Annotated in this window: 16 protein-coding genes and 1 tRNA gene; 3 read left to right on the top strand and 14 right to left on the bottom strand. The window is 55.8% G+C overall.

Features of this window, described 5'->3' with window-relative positions:
• Positions 1-29 precede the first annotated feature (29 nt).
• Positions 30-1,109, top strand: coding sequence for a hypothetical protein (locus WKS99_RS01700; protein ID WP_186852717.1), 1,080 nt, complete (start codon positions 30-32; stop codon positions 1,107-1,109).
• 1,099 nt (positions 1,110-2,208) lie between these two features.
• Here WKS99_RS01700 and WKS99_RS01705 read toward each other — a convergent pair.
• The 6 genes from WKS99_RS01705 to WKS99_RS01730 form a co-directional block, all read right to left on the bottom strand.
• A complete protein-coding gene (locus WKS99_RS01705; RefSeq protein ID WP_240287107.1) occupies positions 2,209-3,027 on the bottom strand; it encodes a carbon-nitrogen hydrolase family protein in 819 nt (272 codons plus the stop codon).
• Positions 3,028-3,063: 36 nt separating this feature from the next.
• Complete coding sequence (locus tag WKS99_RS01710; RefSeq protein ID WP_186852719.1) at positions 3,064-3,729, bottom strand: RraA family protein; 666 nt, start codon at positions 3,727-3,729, stop codon at positions 3,064-3,066.
• An 81-nt stretch (positions 3,730-3,810) separates the two neighbouring features.
• On the bottom strand, positions 3,811-5,103 hold the full coding sequence (locus WKS99_RS01715; protein ID WP_207721954.1) for a TRAP transporter large permease: 1,293 nt from the start codon (positions 5,101-5,103) through the stop codon (positions 3,811-3,813).
• A 2-nt stretch (positions 5,104-5,105) separates the two neighbouring features.
• Positions 5,106-5,591 (bottom strand): TRAP transporter small permease, encoded by a 486-nt coding sequence (locus WKS99_RS01720; RefSeq protein ID WP_186852721.1) that lies wholly within the window; start codon positions 5,589-5,591, stop codon positions 5,106-5,108.
• Between the two features lie 64 nt (positions 5,592-5,655).
• The gene (locus WKS99_RS01725; RefSeq protein WP_240287106.1) at positions 5,656-6,675 is read right to left on the bottom strand and encodes a TRAP transporter substrate-binding protein; all 1,020 of its coding nucleotides are present in this window, start codon (positions 6,673-6,675) and stop codon (positions 5,656-5,658) included.
• Positions 6,676-6,883: 208 nt separating this feature from the next.
• The gene (locus tag WKS99_RS01730) at positions 6,884-7,618 is read right to left on the bottom strand and encodes a GntR family transcriptional regulator (protein WP_186852723.1); all 735 of its coding nucleotides are present in this window, start codon (positions 7,616-7,618) and stop codon (positions 6,884-6,886) included.
• Between the two features lie 409 nt (positions 7,619-8,027).
• Between WKS99_RS01730 and WKS99_RS01735 the strand changes: the two genes are divergently transcribed.
• Together WKS99_RS01735 and sstT are read left to right on the top strand one after the other, a co-directional pair.
• A tRNA-Gly gene (locus WKS99_RS01735) sits at positions 8,028-8,103 on the top strand.
• A gap of 149 nt (positions 8,104-8,252) precedes the next feature.
• Positions 8,253-9,470 (top strand): serine/threonine transporter SstT, encoded by a 1,218-nt coding sequence (gene sstT, locus WKS99_RS01740; protein ID WP_147570696.1) that lies wholly within the window; start codon positions 8,253-8,255, stop codon positions 9,468-9,470.
• 130 nt (positions 9,471-9,600) lie between these two features.
• Here the strand turns inward: sstT and WKS99_RS01745 are convergent, their stop codons facing one another.
• The 8 genes from WKS99_RS01745 to WKS99_RS01780 all read right to left on the bottom strand — a co-directional run bounded on the left by WKS99_RS01745 (position 9,601) and on the right by WKS99_RS01780 (position 16,654).
• Positions 9,601-10,314: a V-type ATP synthase subunit D gene (locus WKS99_RS01745; protein WP_340405216.1), complete on the bottom strand. Its 714-nt coding sequence runs from the start codon at positions 10,312-10,314 to the stop codon at positions 9,601-9,603.
• 12 nt (positions 10,315-10,326) lie between these two features.
• On the bottom strand, positions 10,327-11,703 hold the full coding sequence (locus tag WKS99_RS01750) for a V-type ATP synthase subunit B (RefSeq protein ID WP_147570698.1): 1,377 nt from the start codon (positions 11,701-11,703) through the stop codon (positions 10,327-10,329).
• Entirely contained in the window at positions 11,700-13,475 is a 1,776-nt protein-coding gene (locus WKS99_RS01755) for a V-type ATP synthase subunit A (RefSeq protein ID WP_340405217.1), read from the bottom strand. The genes WKS99_RS01750 and WKS99_RS01755 overlap by 4 nt, the downstream gene beginning before the upstream one ends.
• A 40-nt stretch (positions 13,476-13,515) precedes the next feature.
• Complete coding sequence (locus WKS99_RS01760; protein WP_340405218.1) at positions 13,516-14,016, bottom strand: GNAT family N-acetyltransferase; 501 nt, start codon at positions 14,014-14,016, stop codon at positions 13,516-13,518.
• Positions 14,013-14,321 carry a V-type ATP synthase subunit F gene (locus WKS99_RS01765; RefSeq protein ID WP_340405219.1) on the bottom strand — a complete coding sequence of 103 codons (309 nt, stop codon included), beginning with the start codon at positions 14,319-14,321 and terminating at the stop codon, positions 14,013-14,015. The genes WKS99_RS01760 and WKS99_RS01765 overlap by 4 nt, the downstream gene beginning before the upstream one ends.
• 15 nt (positions 14,322-14,336) lie before the next feature.
• Positions 14,337-15,329 (bottom strand): V-type ATPase subunit, encoded by a 993-nt coding sequence (locus tag WKS99_RS01770; protein WP_340405220.1) that lies wholly within the window; start codon positions 15,327-15,329, stop codon positions 14,337-14,339.
• 110 nt (positions 15,330-15,439) lie between these two features.
• Positions 15,440-16,126: a V-type ATP synthase subunit E gene (locus WKS99_RS01775; protein ID WP_240287103.1), complete on the bottom strand. Its 687-nt coding sequence runs from the start codon at positions 16,124-16,126 to the stop codon at positions 15,440-15,442.
• A gap of 24 nt (positions 16,127-16,150) precedes the next feature.
• Positions 16,151-16,654 carry a V-type ATP synthase subunit K gene (locus tag WKS99_RS01780; protein WP_147570704.1) on the bottom strand — a complete coding sequence of 168 codons (504 nt, stop codon included), beginning with the start codon at positions 16,652-16,654 and terminating at the stop codon, positions 16,151-16,153.
• Position 16,655: the final 1 nt, after the last annotated feature.

Raw genomic sequence — 16,655 nt, forward strand, 5'->3', positions numbered from 1 at the left:
ACCGGCCGCCAAAGAAAGGCTGTGTACTGATGAAGCAACGATCTCTGGCCTGTCTGGCCATCTCTGCCGCCCTGCTGTTGTCCGGGTGCTCCTCCATGCTGGACCGGGAGTATCTGGACATCACGACCCACAACGCGGCTCCTACCACAGAAGGGGATACCTCCATTCTACGGGCGGACAGCTATCAGGAGCTGGTCAATGTGCTCATCTACATGGTCAGCACCGGGGCGGAGAACGGCACCATCCGTCTGTATATCGACTCTGAGGATGTGGCCAAAGACCTGGAGGATGCCTGCCGTGAGGTGGTTCAGGAGGACCCCTTGGGCGCCTATGCCGTGGAGTACATCAAACACAGCGTGGACTCTATCGTCACCTACTCCGAGGCCCAGGTCCAGATCATCTATCGCCGTACCAAAGAACAGGTGGCCTCCATCGTTTCGGCCACCGGGGCTGCCGCCATCCGTGGCGAACTGGAGGAGAGTCTGGCGTCCTTCGCTCCAGAATCTGTGCTTCGCCTTAGCTATTTTGACGGGGATGAGGCCTACATTTTGGATCTGGTCCGGGAAGCCTATTTTGCTACGCCGGCTACCGCCCTGGATCTCCCTGAGGCCACGGTGGCCTTCTATCCAGACAGCGGCAGTCAGCGCGTGGTGGAGATCAGCCTGCACTACCACCTGGACGAGCAGGAGCTGGTTCACCGCAGGGAAGTTCTAGACCAGACCGTTCAAAAAATGACGGCGATTCTCCAATCTCAGTTCTTCACTACGGAGGAATTACTCCCTGCAGCCGCCCAGGCCATCCATGCCGCCGGCGGATATAATCCAGAGGGTGGGTCCACCGCCTACCATGCCCTGCTGGAGAGGGGGGCCGACGACCAGGGGCTCGCCCTGGCGGCAGCTATGGTCTATAACCGGCTGGATATTTCCTGTCAGGTGATTGAGGGCTCGTTGGACGGCGCCCCCCATTTTTGGAATGTCATTCAACTCCCGGAGAGCCAGTACCACCTGGACCTGTCCCAATATGGCGAGCACGGCTTCTCCCTGTTGTCCAGCGCGGAGATGGAGCAAAGGGGATATCTCTGGGACCCAGAGGATATTCTGCCGCGCTGAGGGTCCCCCATTAACGATTGCAAAATCAAATATAGTAATATAGTAAATTTGATAATCTCATAAATACAGTATTTAGGGACTGTTCATCAAGTAAAAAGCAACTATTTTACCACGAATTTACGATGATTGAATGAGACTTGACATACCAGGGAAAGAGCAGGGGAGATACATCAAGAATGTGTACCTTCCTTTTCTCATGTTACCATTCTGCTTCGCCTTATGTACAAATCTTTGGCATGTGCTCATGGCATTCCATCATATTAATACATTTTCGGCTCACTACTGTTTTGTCACCAGGAATATACTGAGACATTCCTTGATTTTTTCTCCATTCATTATCTTTGAAGCCAAAGTGTTCATTTATTTTTCGTTTCGTCTTCCCTGCCTGGACCATCGCTTCTATTGCAGGTAACATTCCTGCATATGTGTATAATTCCGTTTTCTTATAGCAATACCCCCTGATGTAGTCTATTTTCCTACATCAGGGGCCTTTTTTTACTGTTCGTTTTACTGGGCATCTACACTATGCCAGATGTGTCTATTAAAAGGTTAATTGGCTGGTCTATCCATGCTGTTTTCCTGTCCGATGACAGAACAGTACTTCTTTCATCCCAGATTTAACTGCGGGTAGGACTCGTATCCGGCATCAGAAGCCCACCGGAACGCAACATACTGGCCCCTGTTGCGGTTAGGCGACTCACTACTTTTCCAAGGAACACCTCTCTGCCGGAATCGTTAGTCAGAAGATTTCCGAGGAATCTAAATGTGTGTAACAAGGAGGTACTAACCGGGCTCATGGACTGGGCCATCACAGGGGTAAGCACCACGAAGCCTCTGACAGTAGCAACCAACTGCCAGTCAAAAATCCCATTGTAAGCTCCTCACTCAGAATGAATCAGCTACGCTGATGATCAGAAAGGCCAGGCATAAGCCCGGAAAGCAAGTGTGTCATTTCGGCTTCTTCTTGCGATTTTTCGTCCCAATAAAATAAACAGTTTGGGAAACCTAGCGCAGCACGTTTCCCAAACTGAATATTCAAAGGGCCATATTACGATGATCAAAAGACTTTAGGTTCCGCCTTTGTATGCGGATGGTTGGGTCAGATGGTATAGAGTTCGGGGCGGCGGTCTTTATAGGCGGGAAGCTTGGCGCGCACGCGCTCCACACGGTCTAGGTCGATATGGGCACACATCAGCCCTTCCTCCTCGCCAGCGGCTGCTATAGTGACGCCCATCGGGTCCATAACAACGCTTTCCCCGATGAACATTGGGCCGCAGTTGTCGCAGGCTACCATATAGACCGTATTCTCAATCGCCCGGGCGGCGATCAATGTATTGAAATGCTGGCTTTTCAGATCGCCGCGCACCCAGGCGGTTGGCATGATAATAATGTCCGCGCCCCTGGAACGCTGATAACGGGCTACTTCAGGGAACCGAACCTCATAGCAGACAAACAACCCGATCCTACCGAACGGCGTGTCAATGGGCTCAAAAAATTTGTCGCCTGGTTTCATGTTATCAGATTCCTTATACCCAAAGGCGTCATACAGATGAGTTTTGCGGTAGCAGGATACAATTTCGCCGCTGTCGTCCACTACCACAATGGTATTGTAATTGCGGTCATCTTCAGGGTCCTCCACCGCCTCGTTCATGCCAAAGATGATCCAGTGCCCGTACTGCCTGGCCAACTCACGCATACCGGTGACAAAGGTGCCATCCAGATGCTGGGCAGTCGCCAGCGATACCTCACGGGGCGGGTGGTCTGAAAAGTAGCTCATAAAACACTCGGGGAATACCATCAGATCCGGCTTGTACTTCTCGTTTGCCTCGGCAACCGCCCTTTTAGCCTTCTCAAAATTGACTGTGGGATCTCCGTCTGACGCCAGTTGGGCCAGGACAAAGGTGCTCTGCCGCTTCATTTCTGGTGCCTCCTTCTTGCAATTCATGGCAGATGATTACTTGTCAACCTTACATAGGTCCGCAATCGCGCCCTGGGCGCCAATCTTGACAAGCTTTTCCAGATTGATGAACTTGTCGACATAGCCACCGGCCTCAAAATTCTGCCGCCAGAGAACCTCGTTCTCGTCCTGCTGCTTGGCGTGCAGGACCAGCTCCTCAAACTGGTCCGCAGGGGCACAGACGACGCCGTCCAGGTCACCGTAGACGATGTCGCCGGGGCGGACTACGCAGCCGCCACAGTTCACAGGAATGCCATATTCTCCATCCAGCCCTTTAAAGGTGTTGGTTACGCAGGCGCGACCCGTGGAAAAGACGGGGAAGTCCATCTCGCGGATGGCGCGGGTATCCGTGTTGGGGCCGTCCACCACAATGCCGGCCATACCTAGCACCTTAGCGGAACGGGCGACCATCTCTCCCAGACAGGCAATCCGCTTATCCCCCATTCGGTCAATCACGATAACGGAGCCCTTGGGGGCCTGCTTCATCGCATAATACAGCATGGCGTTGTCTGTACCGGGCAAACGGATGGTAAAGGCAGGACCGATTACCTTCAAGTGGTCGCTGATTGGGAAGATGCCGGTCATATATCCGCCCTGGACACTGTGCCCAATTTGGGCCGGGTCAGTGGTCAGTGCCAGTTGAAACAGTTCTTCTTGTGTCATAGTTGTGATACTCCTTTTCAAATTTTTGATATATGTTTTCTGGTTCGGGGAAAGTCGGGAAGGACGGCGCGGCCGTCCCCATCATGCCCCCAGCATCGCCATCACGGTATTGGGGACAAAGGTGGACAGAGCTGGGAAAAATGTTGTCAGAATCAGGGCGATGCCTAGTGGGATATACATGGGCACCACGCTTTTGATGACCTTTTCAGAGGGCACGTTGGCCACCCGGGCGACCGCATAGATGCACAGGCCAAAAGGCGGAGTGCTTAGGCCGATCATCAGGTTCATAACCATCATCACGCCGATGTAGACGGGGTCCATGCCAAAGCTGGCGGTGATCTGCAATACGATGGGAGCGGTGAGGATCAGCGCACAGTTGCTCTCCATGAACATACCCATAATCAGCAAGATAATGTTGATCATGATGATGACCACCATGGGCATATGGGCGATGGGGCCCATCAGGGACATGATTTTTTCTGGCAACTGCTCCAACATCAGCGCCTTGGTGAAGATGCCGCCAGCCGTCATGATGACCATAATTGATGCCACAGACTTGCAGGTTTCCTTTACACAGTTGAGGAAGCCTCTCCAGGTGAGGGAGTGATGACACAAGCCCAGGATCAGCATATACAAGACCGCCATACCGCCGGTCTCGCCGGGGCTGAATATACCGGAGAGCATAGTAATCAGAATCAGAACGGGAGCCATCATGATGGGAAGGGCACGCAGGAACAGGATCCCCAGCGGCCGCTCGTCCTTCTTCGTGACGGAAGGCTTGGGCGGGTTGACCAGCTTTCTCTTGTCCACCAGTAGGACATAGATAAACAGGCTGGCAGACATCACAATGGCGGGAACTACGCCGCCCAGAAGGGATTTCACGCTGGAAATCTGAGCCACAGTGGCGTAAAGCACCAGTGGAATGCTGGGCGGGAAAATGGGACCTACGGTGGAAGACGCGATAGTCAGCGCCGCGCCGTATTCCCGCTCGTAGCCCTCCTCCTCCATAGAATCCACGAAGATAGGGCCCAAGCCGCACACACCAGCGATGGCCGCGCCGGACATACCAGCAAAGATTAGGCTCAACACAACCGCTACGCGGGAGGAGTAACCCCGTTTTCCCTTTGCCAGCGCCCGGGCAAAGTCAAAGCCGCGGGTGGTCTCTCCCAGCTCGCTGACCAGATTGCCCATAAGGATGAAGGCTGGAACCGCCAGCAGGGAAAAGGACATACAGGACTGATAAAAAGAGTAGCCCACCAGTGCCAGCGACGTATCGGTCAGGATATAGTATGCGATGGCAGGCAGACCCATAGCCACCACGATGGGGGCGCCGACCCCCAGCAAGGCCACAAAGCCAAGCAACAGTAACAGCATGTTCACGCTCTCTCAGCCCTCCTCTCTTTGATCAGGGCAGAAATACTAATTAGATTCTGGATAATCCACATGGCGGATCCCAGAACGATCAGCGCATGAATCGCAACGATGGGAATGTGAGTGGCAGCGGTAGTCAGCTTTGAAATGGGCGGAATCAGAAGGTATTCGCTATAGATGACAAAAGCGCAGTACATGCAGCAGATCACCTTGCCGATTACCATTAGCCAAAATTTAGTTCTGGGCCAGATCTGATAGATAATCTCCAGTTGCAGGTGCGCCTCCTCCTTCTCCGCCTGAGCGAGATAGCAGAAGATCAGGCCGGTAAAGCACATCATAGCCACTTCCTCGCTCCATGTAGTGGAAAAGCCCAGAAAAGACCGGCAGAGAACTTGAATGTCAAGCGCCGCGATGACGACGATAAGGAAGATCCCACAGACAGAATTAACAAGGCTGCGGAACCCGTCCCAGATTTTTCCCAAAGCAGACATGGCAATATCTCCTTTCGTACAAATTAGCAGGGAATGCCCGACGGACGTGCGGATGAAGAATCGTCTACTCGCTCTCGACGTTCTGAATCAGTTCAATCATGTCACCCCAGTCGTCGGAAAAATAGTCGTAGACTGTCTCGGCGGCCTCATGAAAGCTAGCCAAGTCCAGACCGTTCTCCTCGGTGATGACCGTCATGCCGCCATCGATGCAGATCTGTTTGTAGCCCTCTTCCTTCTCCACGATGCGCTGATTCATCTCATGGGTGGCATCTACCGCAGCCTGCATCACGGCCTGTTGCTGATCCTCAGTCAGGCTGTCAAAGGTTTCACGGTTGATCCACAGACCCAGGTTTGTGGGCAGGTGGCGGGTCTCCATGCAGTAGGCCTGAACCTCATACAGGGCGGAGCTCACCAGGGTGGAGTAAGGATTCTCCTGTCCGTCAATGACATTGGTAATCAGGGCGGTCGCCACTTCACTGAAGGCCATTGGCGTAGCGGCCGCACCGAAGGCGTTGGCAAACAGCACCTGATAGAGGTCGGAGGCGACCACGCGGATTTTGGCACCCTTCATATCACTCAGGTCGTAAATGGGGAAGTTGCAGGTCAGTTGGCGGTCGCCAGAGTTGAAGGCGGTGAGGAGCATGACATGGTCGTCCTCCAGCGCCTCGTTAATGGCCCGCAGGGGCTCAGAGGTGAAGGGGTTGAACACCGCCTCCTGGTGCGCCGCGTCCCGATAGACATAGGGGGCGTCAAAGGCTCCCAGCCTGGGATCCAGGTCGCCAGCAGAGGAGGGCACATACTGAATGAAGTCCACAATGCCAGCTTGGAGCGGCTGCATATCGTAGCCGCACAGGGTGTTGTCAAAGTAGCATTGAACTTCCAGCTCGCCTTTTGTGTACTCATATACCTTGTCGGCAAAAAGCTGTTCCCAGATGCCGGCGTCGGAGGATGCGGAGTTCTGATCGGTGAATTTTAATACCCGGGGCTCGTTGTTGCTGCCGGAGTCCCCGCTTCCGCAACCGGCCAGCACTGGGAGCAACAAGACGGCAGAAAGCAGGGATGCAAGGTTCCTTTTTAGTTTCATTTTTGATTCTCCTTTCTTACATTAATTATGATGGCGGAAACATTTCTTTCCCCTACACCATCTAATCTAATTTCTGCTTATCTTGGCACTTGGTATTTGGCATTTGGCGTTTGGCATACCAAAAATAGCAACTTATTTATACATCAACTACACCAAAAAGTCAACCCAAATCAGGCGAATTTTCTATATTATCCAAATATTATCGATATTATTTGTCTATTGTGACGAACTCTTCTTGAAGCTTGGTATCCAGATTCGCCGGATCAAAGCCAAGGTGTCCCGGCAGCGAGAGCATTCGCTGCCTCCATGCGCTGTAGTGTTCCGACAGATACCGGCACGCATTTTCATAGTCTCCGCTCTCCATGCACTTCAGAATGGCAAGGTGCTCCTGAGCAAAAGCATTGCCGTCCTTTCCACTGTATTTCATGCTAAGGATAGAAGCTCGGGTCACCTTTTCGTTGATCTCCTCTGAAAAGGTAAATAAGATGCTATTCCCGGATTTTCGATTGATATAGCGGTGAAAGCTGGTATCCAGCGCCATGATGCTGTAATAGGAACCGTGATCCTGCTTGGTAACGTCCATCATCTCCTGGAGGATGCCATGCAGGTGGGCAAAGTCCTCCGGTGTATATTTATAAAAGGCCAGCTCAAAGCCGAGCATGTCGATGGGCTCCCGAATCTCCAGCAGTTCCAGAATGTTCCGCCACAACAGAGGAGCAACCATGCGTATTTTTCCGTTCTGCTCCACCCAGCCTTCCTTCTCCAAAAGGGTCAGCGCATCTCGCAGCGGCGTCCGGCTCACCCCCAGCATGGAGGCGAATTCCCGTTCGTTGACGTTGCTTCCCGCTTTCAGCTTGCCTGTAATGATCAGCGATTTGATCTGCTGATAGATTTTCGTGCTGTAGCTTTTGTTCTTTTCGATTTTTTCTAAATACTGTACCATATCCTACTTCTCCATGCTTCTGGCTCAATCCCAAAAATATTCTGCTGTACCCAGCGGCAAATCCTGCATTTCTCATGCCAATTATTATATTTTTTATATCACGTTCTCTATAATATGTCAATTCCAGGATATTTCCGGCGGCTTCTCACTTGATCCCATGAATGCGGTAACGCATCAAAATTTTCCTTACCTTTACACAAAAGCAAGCCAATTATATCAAAAAATGGAAAATTCTCTAAGCAGCCTTTGGCGGTCACAATGAACAGAATAAAAGGCAATATAATTTCCTCAACTAAATTTTGTTGCAAATTTGTCAACCAATCATGACAAAGACATTTTTATATTTTTTCAAAATTTAAATTTCGGGGTTGACATCGCTCTGTTTTCTGTTATAATACCATTTGTCGCTGCGAGTGTAGCTCATCTGGTAGAGCGCCACCTTGCCAAGGTGGAGGTAGCGAGTTCGAGCCTCGTCACTCGCTCCAAGTGGAAAGACACGACATATGTCGTGTCTTTCTTTTTGAATTTTCGTGCCCAGCCACTGTCCCTTCAGGGCAGGTCAGCGGTCCCTTATTCAGCCCTGTGGTAAAGGGTTACGCTCCCCTTTACTTCACCAAAGAAAGGAATCGGAAGTATGGAACTCTTACACAAGTGGAACCATATCAGCCTAGTCAAACGGATCATCGTGGGACTTATTCTGGGCGCCGCTCTAGGCGCCCTCCTGCCTCAGGCCTCCGTCATCGGTATCCTGGGCACTCTGTTCGTCAATGCCTTGAAGGCTCTGGCCCCTCTGCTGGTCTTTTTCCTCGTCCTTCACTCCCTCTCACAGCATAAAAAGGGAGCTAAGAGCAACATGTCCGCTGTGATCGTCTTTTATCTGATTGGCACCTTTCTGGCCGCGCTGTGCGCCGTGGTGACCAGCTTTCTCTTTCCATCCACTCTGATTTTGGCCGAGCAGGCCGAGCAGGCTGCCCCTGGCGGCATCGCTGACGTGCTCCAGAATCTGCTGAACAGCGCCGTAAGCAACCCCATCTCCGCCATCGCTGAAGCAAACTATATTGGCGTGCTGCTGTGGGCCGTTGTCTTTGGACTAGCCATGCGTGAGGCCGGCGAGGGCACCAAGACCGTACTGGGCGACATCTCCAATATGCTGTCCTCCGCAATCCGATGGGTCATTAGCTGCGCCCCCTTCGGCATCCTAGGGCTTGTCTATACCACCGTATCCGATACCGGCTTTGAGTCCTTTCTGAATTATGGCCGGCTAATTCTGGTCTTAGTAGGCTGTATGCTCCTGGTAGCTCTGGTCGTCAACCCCATCATCGTCTACCTGGCTATTCGGAAAAATCCCTATCCCCTGGTCTTTCGATGTCTGAAGGACAGCGGCATCATGGCTTTCTTTACCCGCAGCTCGGCGGCTAATATCCCGGTGAATATGAAGCTGTGTGAAGACTTGGGTCTGGATAAGGAGAAGTACTCCGTTTCCATTCCCCTGGGAGCTACTATTAACATGGCTGGCGCTGCCATCACTATCACCATCCTTACCCTGGCCGCCGCCAACACGCTGGGTATCTCTGTGGACTTTCCCACTGCCCTCCTGCTGAGTTTGGTTTCCTCTGTGGCCGCCTGTGGCTCCTCCGGCGTGGCGGGAGGCTCGCTGCTCCTCATCCCAATGGCCTGCAGTATGTTCGGTATCTCCAGCGACATAGCCATGCAGGTGGTCGGCATCGGCTTTATCATCGGTGTCATTCAGGACTCCTGTGAAACCGCACTTAACTCCTCCTCCGATGTGCTGTTCACTGCCGCGGCCGAGTTCCGCGGCCGCAGGAAAGCCGGACTGGATATGGGGTATTGATGGAGGGGACCCATTCCTCCATACGTCTAAAACAGTGGGTTAAATATAATAAGGAGGCACTGCCCTGGATTTTCCGGGCAGTGCCTCCTTTTTTATCTTGTCCCATTGACAAAGTGAGGAAACATACGCCTTAAACCTCTTCCGGCGCCTCACCTGAAGCCCTGAAAACCTTTGCGGCTCTAGCGTTCTCGGCTCTCCGATCCTCGATGGCCTCCTTCAGAAGCATATCCTTCACCTTCATCAGTCGAATGGTGTTGGCCCGCTCGTTTTCATCCAGCTTCATGGTGATATACTTGATATTTTCCTGCATCTCCGGGATCTTCACATACTCCAGGGCGTTGACCCGTCGGCGGGTCTTCTCGATCTCCTCCGCCAAAAGCTGTGAGGTCTTTTCGATCTCCGCCAGCTTCAGCATATCCTGGAACACCTGTGACATAGCGTCTACCGCGTCGTCCAGCTCGCCGCTGGTCTGGGCAAAGCCATAGGGATAGATCTCCCCTGGGTCCTGGCTGCTGGTGCGGAATTCATATTTGGGCACGTCCACTGACATGATGTTCTGGAAGGTCATATCCAGCTCCACAGACTGCTTGGGGTAGAGCAGGGACTGCTCCAGCATCTCTGGAGACATCAGAGCCGCGGCCACAGTGAAGGAGCCGTGGGCCCGCATAAGCCCCTCCTCCACCCGGCGGCGCAGGGAACGATTCTCTCGAATCACGTCCATAAACTGCTTCATCAGCTCATCTCGCTTATCCTTGAGCAGCTTATGGCCCCGCTGGGCGGTCTTTAGCCGGCCCTTGAGCCGGGTGAGCTCCATACGGGTGGGATTGATGGTCGTGGAAGGCATTTCACTCCCCCCTTAGTCCTTCTTGGGCAAATACTTGTCGATATACTCCGGCTTGATCCGCTTCAACTCACTCCGGGGCAGGATAGATAGCAGCTCCCAGCCCAGATCCAGCGTCTCCTCAATCGAGCGGTTCTCATCTGTCCCCTGAGAAACGTACCGCTTTTCAAATTCATCCGCAAATTTAGCATAGAGCAGGTCGGTGGGGCTCAACGCCGCCTCGCCCAGGATGGACATGAGCTCCTTGTTCTCCTTTCCGGTGGCGTAGGCAGAAAAGAGCTGATTCATGGTGCCTGAGTGGTCCTCCCGGGTCTTGCCCGCTCCGGTGCCCTTGTCCTTCAGGCGGGACAGGGATGGCAGTACGTCCACCGGGGGATTGATGCCCCTACGGTACAGCTCCCTGGAAAGAATGATCTGCCCCTCGGTAATATAGCCGGTCAGGTCGGGAATGGGGTGGGTCTTGTCGTCCTCCGGCATAGTCAGGATAGGGATCAGGGTAATGGATCCCTCCTTGCCCAGCTGGCGGCCTGCCCGCTCGTACAGGGTCGCCAGGTTGGTATACAGGTAACCGGGGTAGCCCCGGCGGCCTGGGACCTCCTTCTTGGCGGCGGAGACCTCCCGTAGCGCCTCGGCATAGTTGGTGATGTCGGTCATGATGACCAGTACGTGCATATTCTTCTCAAAGGCCAGATATTCCGCCGCTGTCAGGGCCATGCGGGGCGTGGCGATACGCTCCACTGCCGGGTCGTTGGCCAGATTGGTAAACAGCACCGTACGGTCGATGGCGCCGGTACGCCGGAACTCCTGGACGAAGAACTCCGACTCCTCAAAGGTGATGCCAATGGCGGCAAAAACCACGGCGAAGTTGGATTCCCCATCCAGCACCTTGGCCTGCCGGGCGATTTGGGCCGCCAAAGCGGCGTGAGGCAGGCCGGACCCGGAGAAGATAGGCAGCTTTTGGCCGCGGACCAGGGTGTTCAGCCCGTCAATGGTAGAGATACCCGTCTGAATGAACTCATTGGGATAGTTGCGGGCGGCGGGATTCATGGCCAGACCGTTGATATCCCGATACTCGTCGGCCAGGATGGCTGGGCCGCCGTCAATAGGCTCCCCCATGCCGTTAAACACCCGGCCCAGCATATCTCCGGACACCCCCAGTTGAAGAGGGTGTCCCAGGAACCTGATTTTGGAGTCCGCCAGATTGATACCGGCTGAGTTTTCAAACAGCTGGACCACTGCGGTATTCCCGTTTACTTCCAACACCTGACAGCGGCGGACGGTGCCGTCGGTCAGTTCGATCTCTCCCAGCTCGTCATAGGTGACGCCCTGTACCCGGTCCACCACCATCAGGGGGCCGGATATCTCCTGTATCGTCTTATACTCTCGGATCACAGTGCATCCTCTCCCTTCTCGGCAATGGCGCTGATCTCTTCCTCCATCTCCACCAACAGGTTGGCGTAGGAGTCTTTATACAGATAAGCGGGGACGGACTTGGCCCGGCCGATCTTTTCCCGTGCGGGGATGGAGAACAGAGCGTTCAAATCGCCTCCCCGCTCTGACGCGCCCCGGCACTCCTGGTCGTACTGGTGAATCATAGCCAGCAGGCGGGCCTGGCGGTCATACTCCGAGTAGGAGTCGATGTCTGCGAAGGAGTTCTGCTGGAGGAAGTCCTCCCGGATCATCTTGGCAGTCTCCAAAGTGATCTGGTCCTTGGGGGACAGAGAGTCCTTGCCCACCAGCTGGACGATCTCGTTCAGGCTGGCCTCTTCCTGGAGGATGGCCATGGCCCATTCCCGGTTCTGCAGGAACTCCTTGCCCAGGTTTTCGTCATACCAGGGCTTCAGGGAATCCAGATACAGGGAGTGGGAGGTCAACCAGTTGATGGCCGGGAAGTGGCGGCGATAGGCCAAGGAGGAGTCCAGGGCCCAGAACACCTTGACGATACGCATGGTGGCCTGGGACACGGGCTCGGACAGGTCGCCGCCCGGTGGGGACACGGCGCCCACGGCGGTCAGACTGCCCCGGCGGTCCCCATCGGACCCCAGACAGGCCACGGAGCCGGCCCGCTCATAGAACTGAGCCAGACGGGAAGACAGATAGGCTGGGTAGCCCTCCTCGCCGGGCATCTCCTCCAGACGGCCGGACATCTCACGCAAAGCCTCGGCCCAGCGGGAGGTGGAGTCAGCGATGACGGCCACGGCGTAGCCCATATCCCGGAAGTATTCTGCGATAGTGATACCAGTATAAATAGACGCCTCACGGGCGGCCACCGGCATATCAGAGGTGTTGGCGATGAGGACAGTCCGCTTCATCAGGGACTCTCCAGTGCGGGGGTCCACCAGTTCGGGAAACTCCCGGAGCACGTCGGTCATCTCGTTGCCCCGCTCGCCGCAGCCGATATAGACCACCAAGTCCACATCGGACCACTTGGCCAGGGCGTGCTGCATCACCGTTTTACCAGAACCAAATGGGCCGGGGATGGCGGCGGTGCCCCCCTTGGCCACAGGGAAGAAGGTATCTACAATACGCTGGCCAGATTGGAGGGGAATGACGGGGGGATACTTACGCTTATAGGGCCGGCCCACACGGACGGGCCATTTTTGCATCATAGGCAGCTCCACCTGGGAGCCGTCCTCCCGCTCCAGAACAGCTACCGTCTCCGTAACGGTGAAGGTGCCGGACTGAATGGACAGGATTTTCCCCTTCATTTTCGGGGGGATCATAATCTTATGGAGGATAGAGGACGTCTCCTGGACAGTGCCGATGACATCACCGCCCACCACCTGGGCCCCCGGTTGGACTGTGGGGACAAACTCCCACTTCTTTTCCCGATCCAGGGCAGGGACCTCCACACCGCGGGGCAGGTTGTTCCCCTGGACCTTTTTCATGATTTCCTCCAGGGGGCGCTGGATGCCGTCGTAAATATTTTCCACCAGACCGGGGCCCAGCTCCACAGACAGGGGGGCGCCGGTGGTGACCACCTCGGCCCCAGGGCCCAGTCCGGAGGTCTCCTCATAGACTTGAATGGAGGCAGAGTCTCCAGTCATGGTGAGGATCTCGCCGATGAGGCGCTGTTCGCCCACACGGACCACGTCGGCCATATTGGCCTCCTCCATACCGGTGGCCACCACCAGCGGGCCGGAGACCTTGACGATCTTTCCCATAGGCTAAACCTTCTTTCTTCTGGCTCTGTTCCACTGGCCTTCAAAGGAGGGGGCGCTGCCGCAGGTTACCCTGGTAGCTGCCCACTTCCATTGGGCCCACATAGGAGAAGCCAAGTCGTTCATAGTAGTCATTCAGCGCTGGATTGTTCCGTCCACAGTCCAGACGCAGATAGTCCTTCCCCATGGCTTTGGCCAGTGCCATACACTGCCTTAGCATCCGCTCCCCGGCGCCTGGGGCATCCGGGTTTGCGGCCAGGTTATGGATATAGAGCGCGGACCCACCAGCAGGCCAGCGATCATCCTCTTCCAGCAGCACCGCCACCACATTGGGCACCCCGTCGGGCCTCCACAGGCCATAGAGCTCCCCATTTCGGGCCCGCTCCTGGAAATAGGTCAAGGGGTAATAGGTAAGATAGTCATCCCGCTCCCACTGACGTATCCCCCGCTCCTCCAGCCAGGTGATCCGTTGGAGGATCAGCTGGAAAAGCCGCGGTGCCTCCTCCAGCGAGGCAAGACGGAGGACCTCTCCCTGGTCCGTCATAGGATATCAGCGCCCACAGCCCGCTCTACCGCGGTCTTAATATTGGCCATGCCGATACCCAGGGGACCCTCCTTTCCGGGAATTAAAATGATCGCCGGGGTCAGCGCGTCCTTATACCGCGCGATGTCAGCCGTCAGTTTGTCGGCCAGCTGCTCGGTCATATAGATAATGGCGTAATTCTCCCTGGCCAGCCGGTGGAGCGTCTCGTGCCCCTCCTCCGGGCCAGCCACAGGGTATACATCCAGCCCCAGGGCCTTAAAGCCCAGGACGCTGTCTACGTCGCCCATCACCGCGATCTTATACATCTCCAGCCACCCCCCTTATACATAGGTCTGCCGAAGCCGGGCCCGGATGGTATCTCCGTCCAGTCCAGCTGCCCGCCCGGCAAAGATGGTGCGGACTGCCGTAAACTCCAGCTCCTTGGCATAGAGGTAGCCGATGACCGTCTGCTCCCCAAAGGGGACCATACGGGCGGCGGCCAAATAGGCTGTAAGCGCATCGTCACAGGCCTTTTCAAAGGCGGTCAGAGAGCCTCCACCGGGCTGGGCTACCTTGGCCCCCAACTGGGCGGCCTGGGCCAGGGGTCCCGACTGGAACACCTCGCCCAGCGTGTCTGCCCGGGCGGAAGCTACTGTCTGCTGAGACACATTTCCTCCTGGCAGCAGCACCCGGCGCAGGAAGTCTCCCTCTTTGCCCATTCGGGCCGCCCGGACAGCGGTCCGAAGATTGGCCACATCCACACTCAGCCGGACATAGCCCAGGAGGAAGGGGCTGCCCAGCGCCTGGGCCAGTCGTTCCATCTCCTGATAGCAGCTTCGGTCCAGAAGCAGATCGGCCTGCTGGGGATCCCGGCTCTCCCTTAGAAGGGTCCATGCTTGGGCCATAGCCCGCTGGAACTCCTCTGAACAGCCCTGGAGCTCCTCTCGCCGCCATCCCTCCAGCAGCTCTCTGGGGTCATACCGCCCACCGGCCAGCAGTAGGCGCTCTGGGTCGGCGCCCACAGCCTGGGCCTTCAGAATAACCTTGGCGTTGTGATAATCATATTTCAATTGGAATATCTCCGCCAGGCGGGGATCTGGTACCGCCCCGGCGATGTCTCGGAAGGTATCGGCCCGGGCCTGGGCAAGCACGCCCTCCAGCCCGCCTCCTCTATCCTCCGGGTAACCGCACTCGGTGAGGATCTTCATAACCTCCCCGTTCTCCCTGGCGTCAATCATCCGGTCCATCCTCTCCCTTGTCAGCAGGCGGTTCTCCATGGCCCGGATCCTGGTAGAAATGGACAGGTAGTCTATATCCTTTATCTGGTGGGACAAAATATTCCCTCCCTTACTTGAGAGTGGAGAGTTGGGCGTGGAGAGTGAAGATCCCGCGGGAAAGGGCATTTCTCCGCTCTTCCCCCTGACTCTTCACTCTGTCCCAACTCTCAGGGGAACAGCACGCCGGCCACTTCCTTCTCCAGCTTCTCCCGCTGGAGGCGAACCAGTGTCTCAAAGGCGCAGTTTACCTCGATGTCCCCGTCCACCATGATGAAGCCACCCTTGATAGGCCGGGTCTCCTCGCTCAGGGTAAGCAGGCCGGTACCTGTAACCATGGCGGCAGTGGTGTTGACCACCTTGCCCAGGAAGGCTCCTACCTTGGATTCGGTGATCGCTTCGGGCAGTTCGGGGGCCACCCCTTTTACCAGGGCCTCGTTGGCTGCCACCACCACCTGTTTGCCCACCCGACTGCGGTCCTGGGGGGAGAAGATGAGCTGCTCCCGGCCAGTGGAAGACGCCTCCAGGGCCAGCTTGGTCAACAGCGCCACATACTCCTGCTCAGGCATGGTGCACAGCTTCTCCAGGGCCAGGTCAAATGCCTCGGCCAGCACCTCCTGCTTGGCGGCCAGCTCCAGCTTGCGCCGCTCCATCTGGGCGGCGGATTTCAGACGCTCCAGCCGCTCGTCGGCGGTCCGGCGGCCACGGGCCAAAATCTCCTCCCGCTCTCGGTCGGCCTGGGCCTGGGCCTCCTCGCCGATGGAGCGGGCCTTTCGCTCCGTTTCCTCCAGAATGCGGGTCACTTCCGCCTCAGAGTCCTGAATGATCTTGGCCGTGATCTTTTCGATTCCTTCCATATGTTCGTCCCCTCTCGGTGGAAATTAAAGCGGCACGCTCAGGGAGAACAGCATAATCATAGAGCACAACAGGGACAAAATGGCGTAGAACTCCACGATACCGCACAGAATCAGGCCCTTGGACCAGTCATCCGGCTTCTTGGCCAGGATATTGATAGAACCGGCAGCCACGCGGCCCTGGGCGATAGCGGACAGCAGGCCGCCGATCGCCATAGGCATACAGGCGGAGAAAAATTGCAGGCCCAGTTGGACGGACATCGCCTCGCTCACCGCCAGAGCGTTGCCCATAAAGCCCATGCGGATCAGGGCCACAAAGAACACGGCCATGCCGTACAGCCCCTGGGTACCGGGGAGCAGCTGGAGCACCATGACCTTACCGGACTTGCTGGGGTCCTCGCTAAGAAGGCCGGTACCCGCTTCACCGGCGATGCCGGTGCCCTTGGCGGAGCCCACGCAGCTCAATCCCACCGCAAGGCTGGCGCCCAGAAGGGCCAGGGCCAAACCGCCGAAAGATTCCAGAAAACTCATT

It is taken from the genome of Flintibacter sp. HCN-6482 (assembly GCF_037892565.1).
GTDB lineage: Bacteria > Bacillota > Clostridia > Oscillospirales > Oscillospiraceae > Lawsonibacter > Lawsonibacter aceti.

Bases quoted from the DNA above. Each gene is read 5' to 3' on its own strand.
- WKS99_RS01765 (WP_340405219.1), bottom strand. From the start codon at position 14,321: ATGTATAAGATCGCGGTGATGGGCGACGTAGACAGCGTCCTGGGCTTT.
- sstT (WP_147570696.1), top strand. From the start codon at position 8,253: ATGGAACTCTTACACAAGTGGAACCATATCAGCCTAGTCAAACGGATC.
- WKS99_RS01710 (WP_186852719.1), bottom strand. From the start codon at position 3,729: ATGACACAAGAAGAACTGTTTCAACTGGCACTGACCACTGACCCGGCC.
- WKS99_RS01745 (WP_340405216.1), bottom strand. From the start codon at position 10,314: ATGCCTTCCACGACCATCAATCCCACCCGTATGGAGCTCACCCGGCTC.
- WKS99_RS01760 (WP_340405218.1), bottom strand. From the start codon at position 14,016: ATGACGGACCAGGGAGAGGTCCTCCGTCTTGCCTCGCTGGAGGAGGCA.
- WKS99_RS01780 (WP_147570704.1), bottom strand. From the start codon at position 16,654: ATGAGTTTTCTGGAATCTTTCGGCGGTTTGGCCCTGGCCCTTCTGGGC.
- WKS99_RS01700 (WP_186852717.1), top strand. From the start codon at position 30: ATGAAGCAACGATCTCTGGCCTGTCTGGCCATCTCTGCCGCCCTGCTG.
- WKS99_RS01725 (WP_240287106.1), bottom strand. From the start codon at position 6,675: ATGAAACTAAAAAGGAACCTTGCATCCCTGCTTTCTGCCGTCTTGTTG.
- WKS99_RS01720 (WP_186852721.1), bottom strand. From the start codon at position 5,591: ATGTCTGCTTTGGGAAAAATCTGGGACGGGTTCCGCAGCCTTGTTAAT.
- WKS99_RS01705 (WP_240287107.1), bottom strand. From the start codon at position 3,027: ATGAAGCGGCAGAGCACCTTTGTCCTGGCCCAACTGGCGTCAGACGGA.
- WKS99_RS01715 (WP_207721954.1), bottom strand. From the start codon at position 5,103: ATGCTGTTACTGTTGCTTGGCTTTGTGGCCTTGCTGGGGGTCGGCGCC.
- WKS99_RS01755 (WP_340405217.1), bottom strand. From the start codon at position 13,475: ATGGGAAAGATCGTCAAGGTCTCCGGCCCGCTGGTGGTGGCCACCGGT.
- WKS99_RS01730 (WP_186852723.1), bottom strand. From the start codon at position 7,618: ATGGTACAGTATTTAGAAAAAATCGAAAAGAACAAAAGCTACAGCACG.
- WKS99_RS01775 (WP_240287103.1), bottom strand. From the start codon at position 16,126: ATGGAAGGAATCGAAAAGATCACGGCCAAGATCATTCAGGACTCTGAG.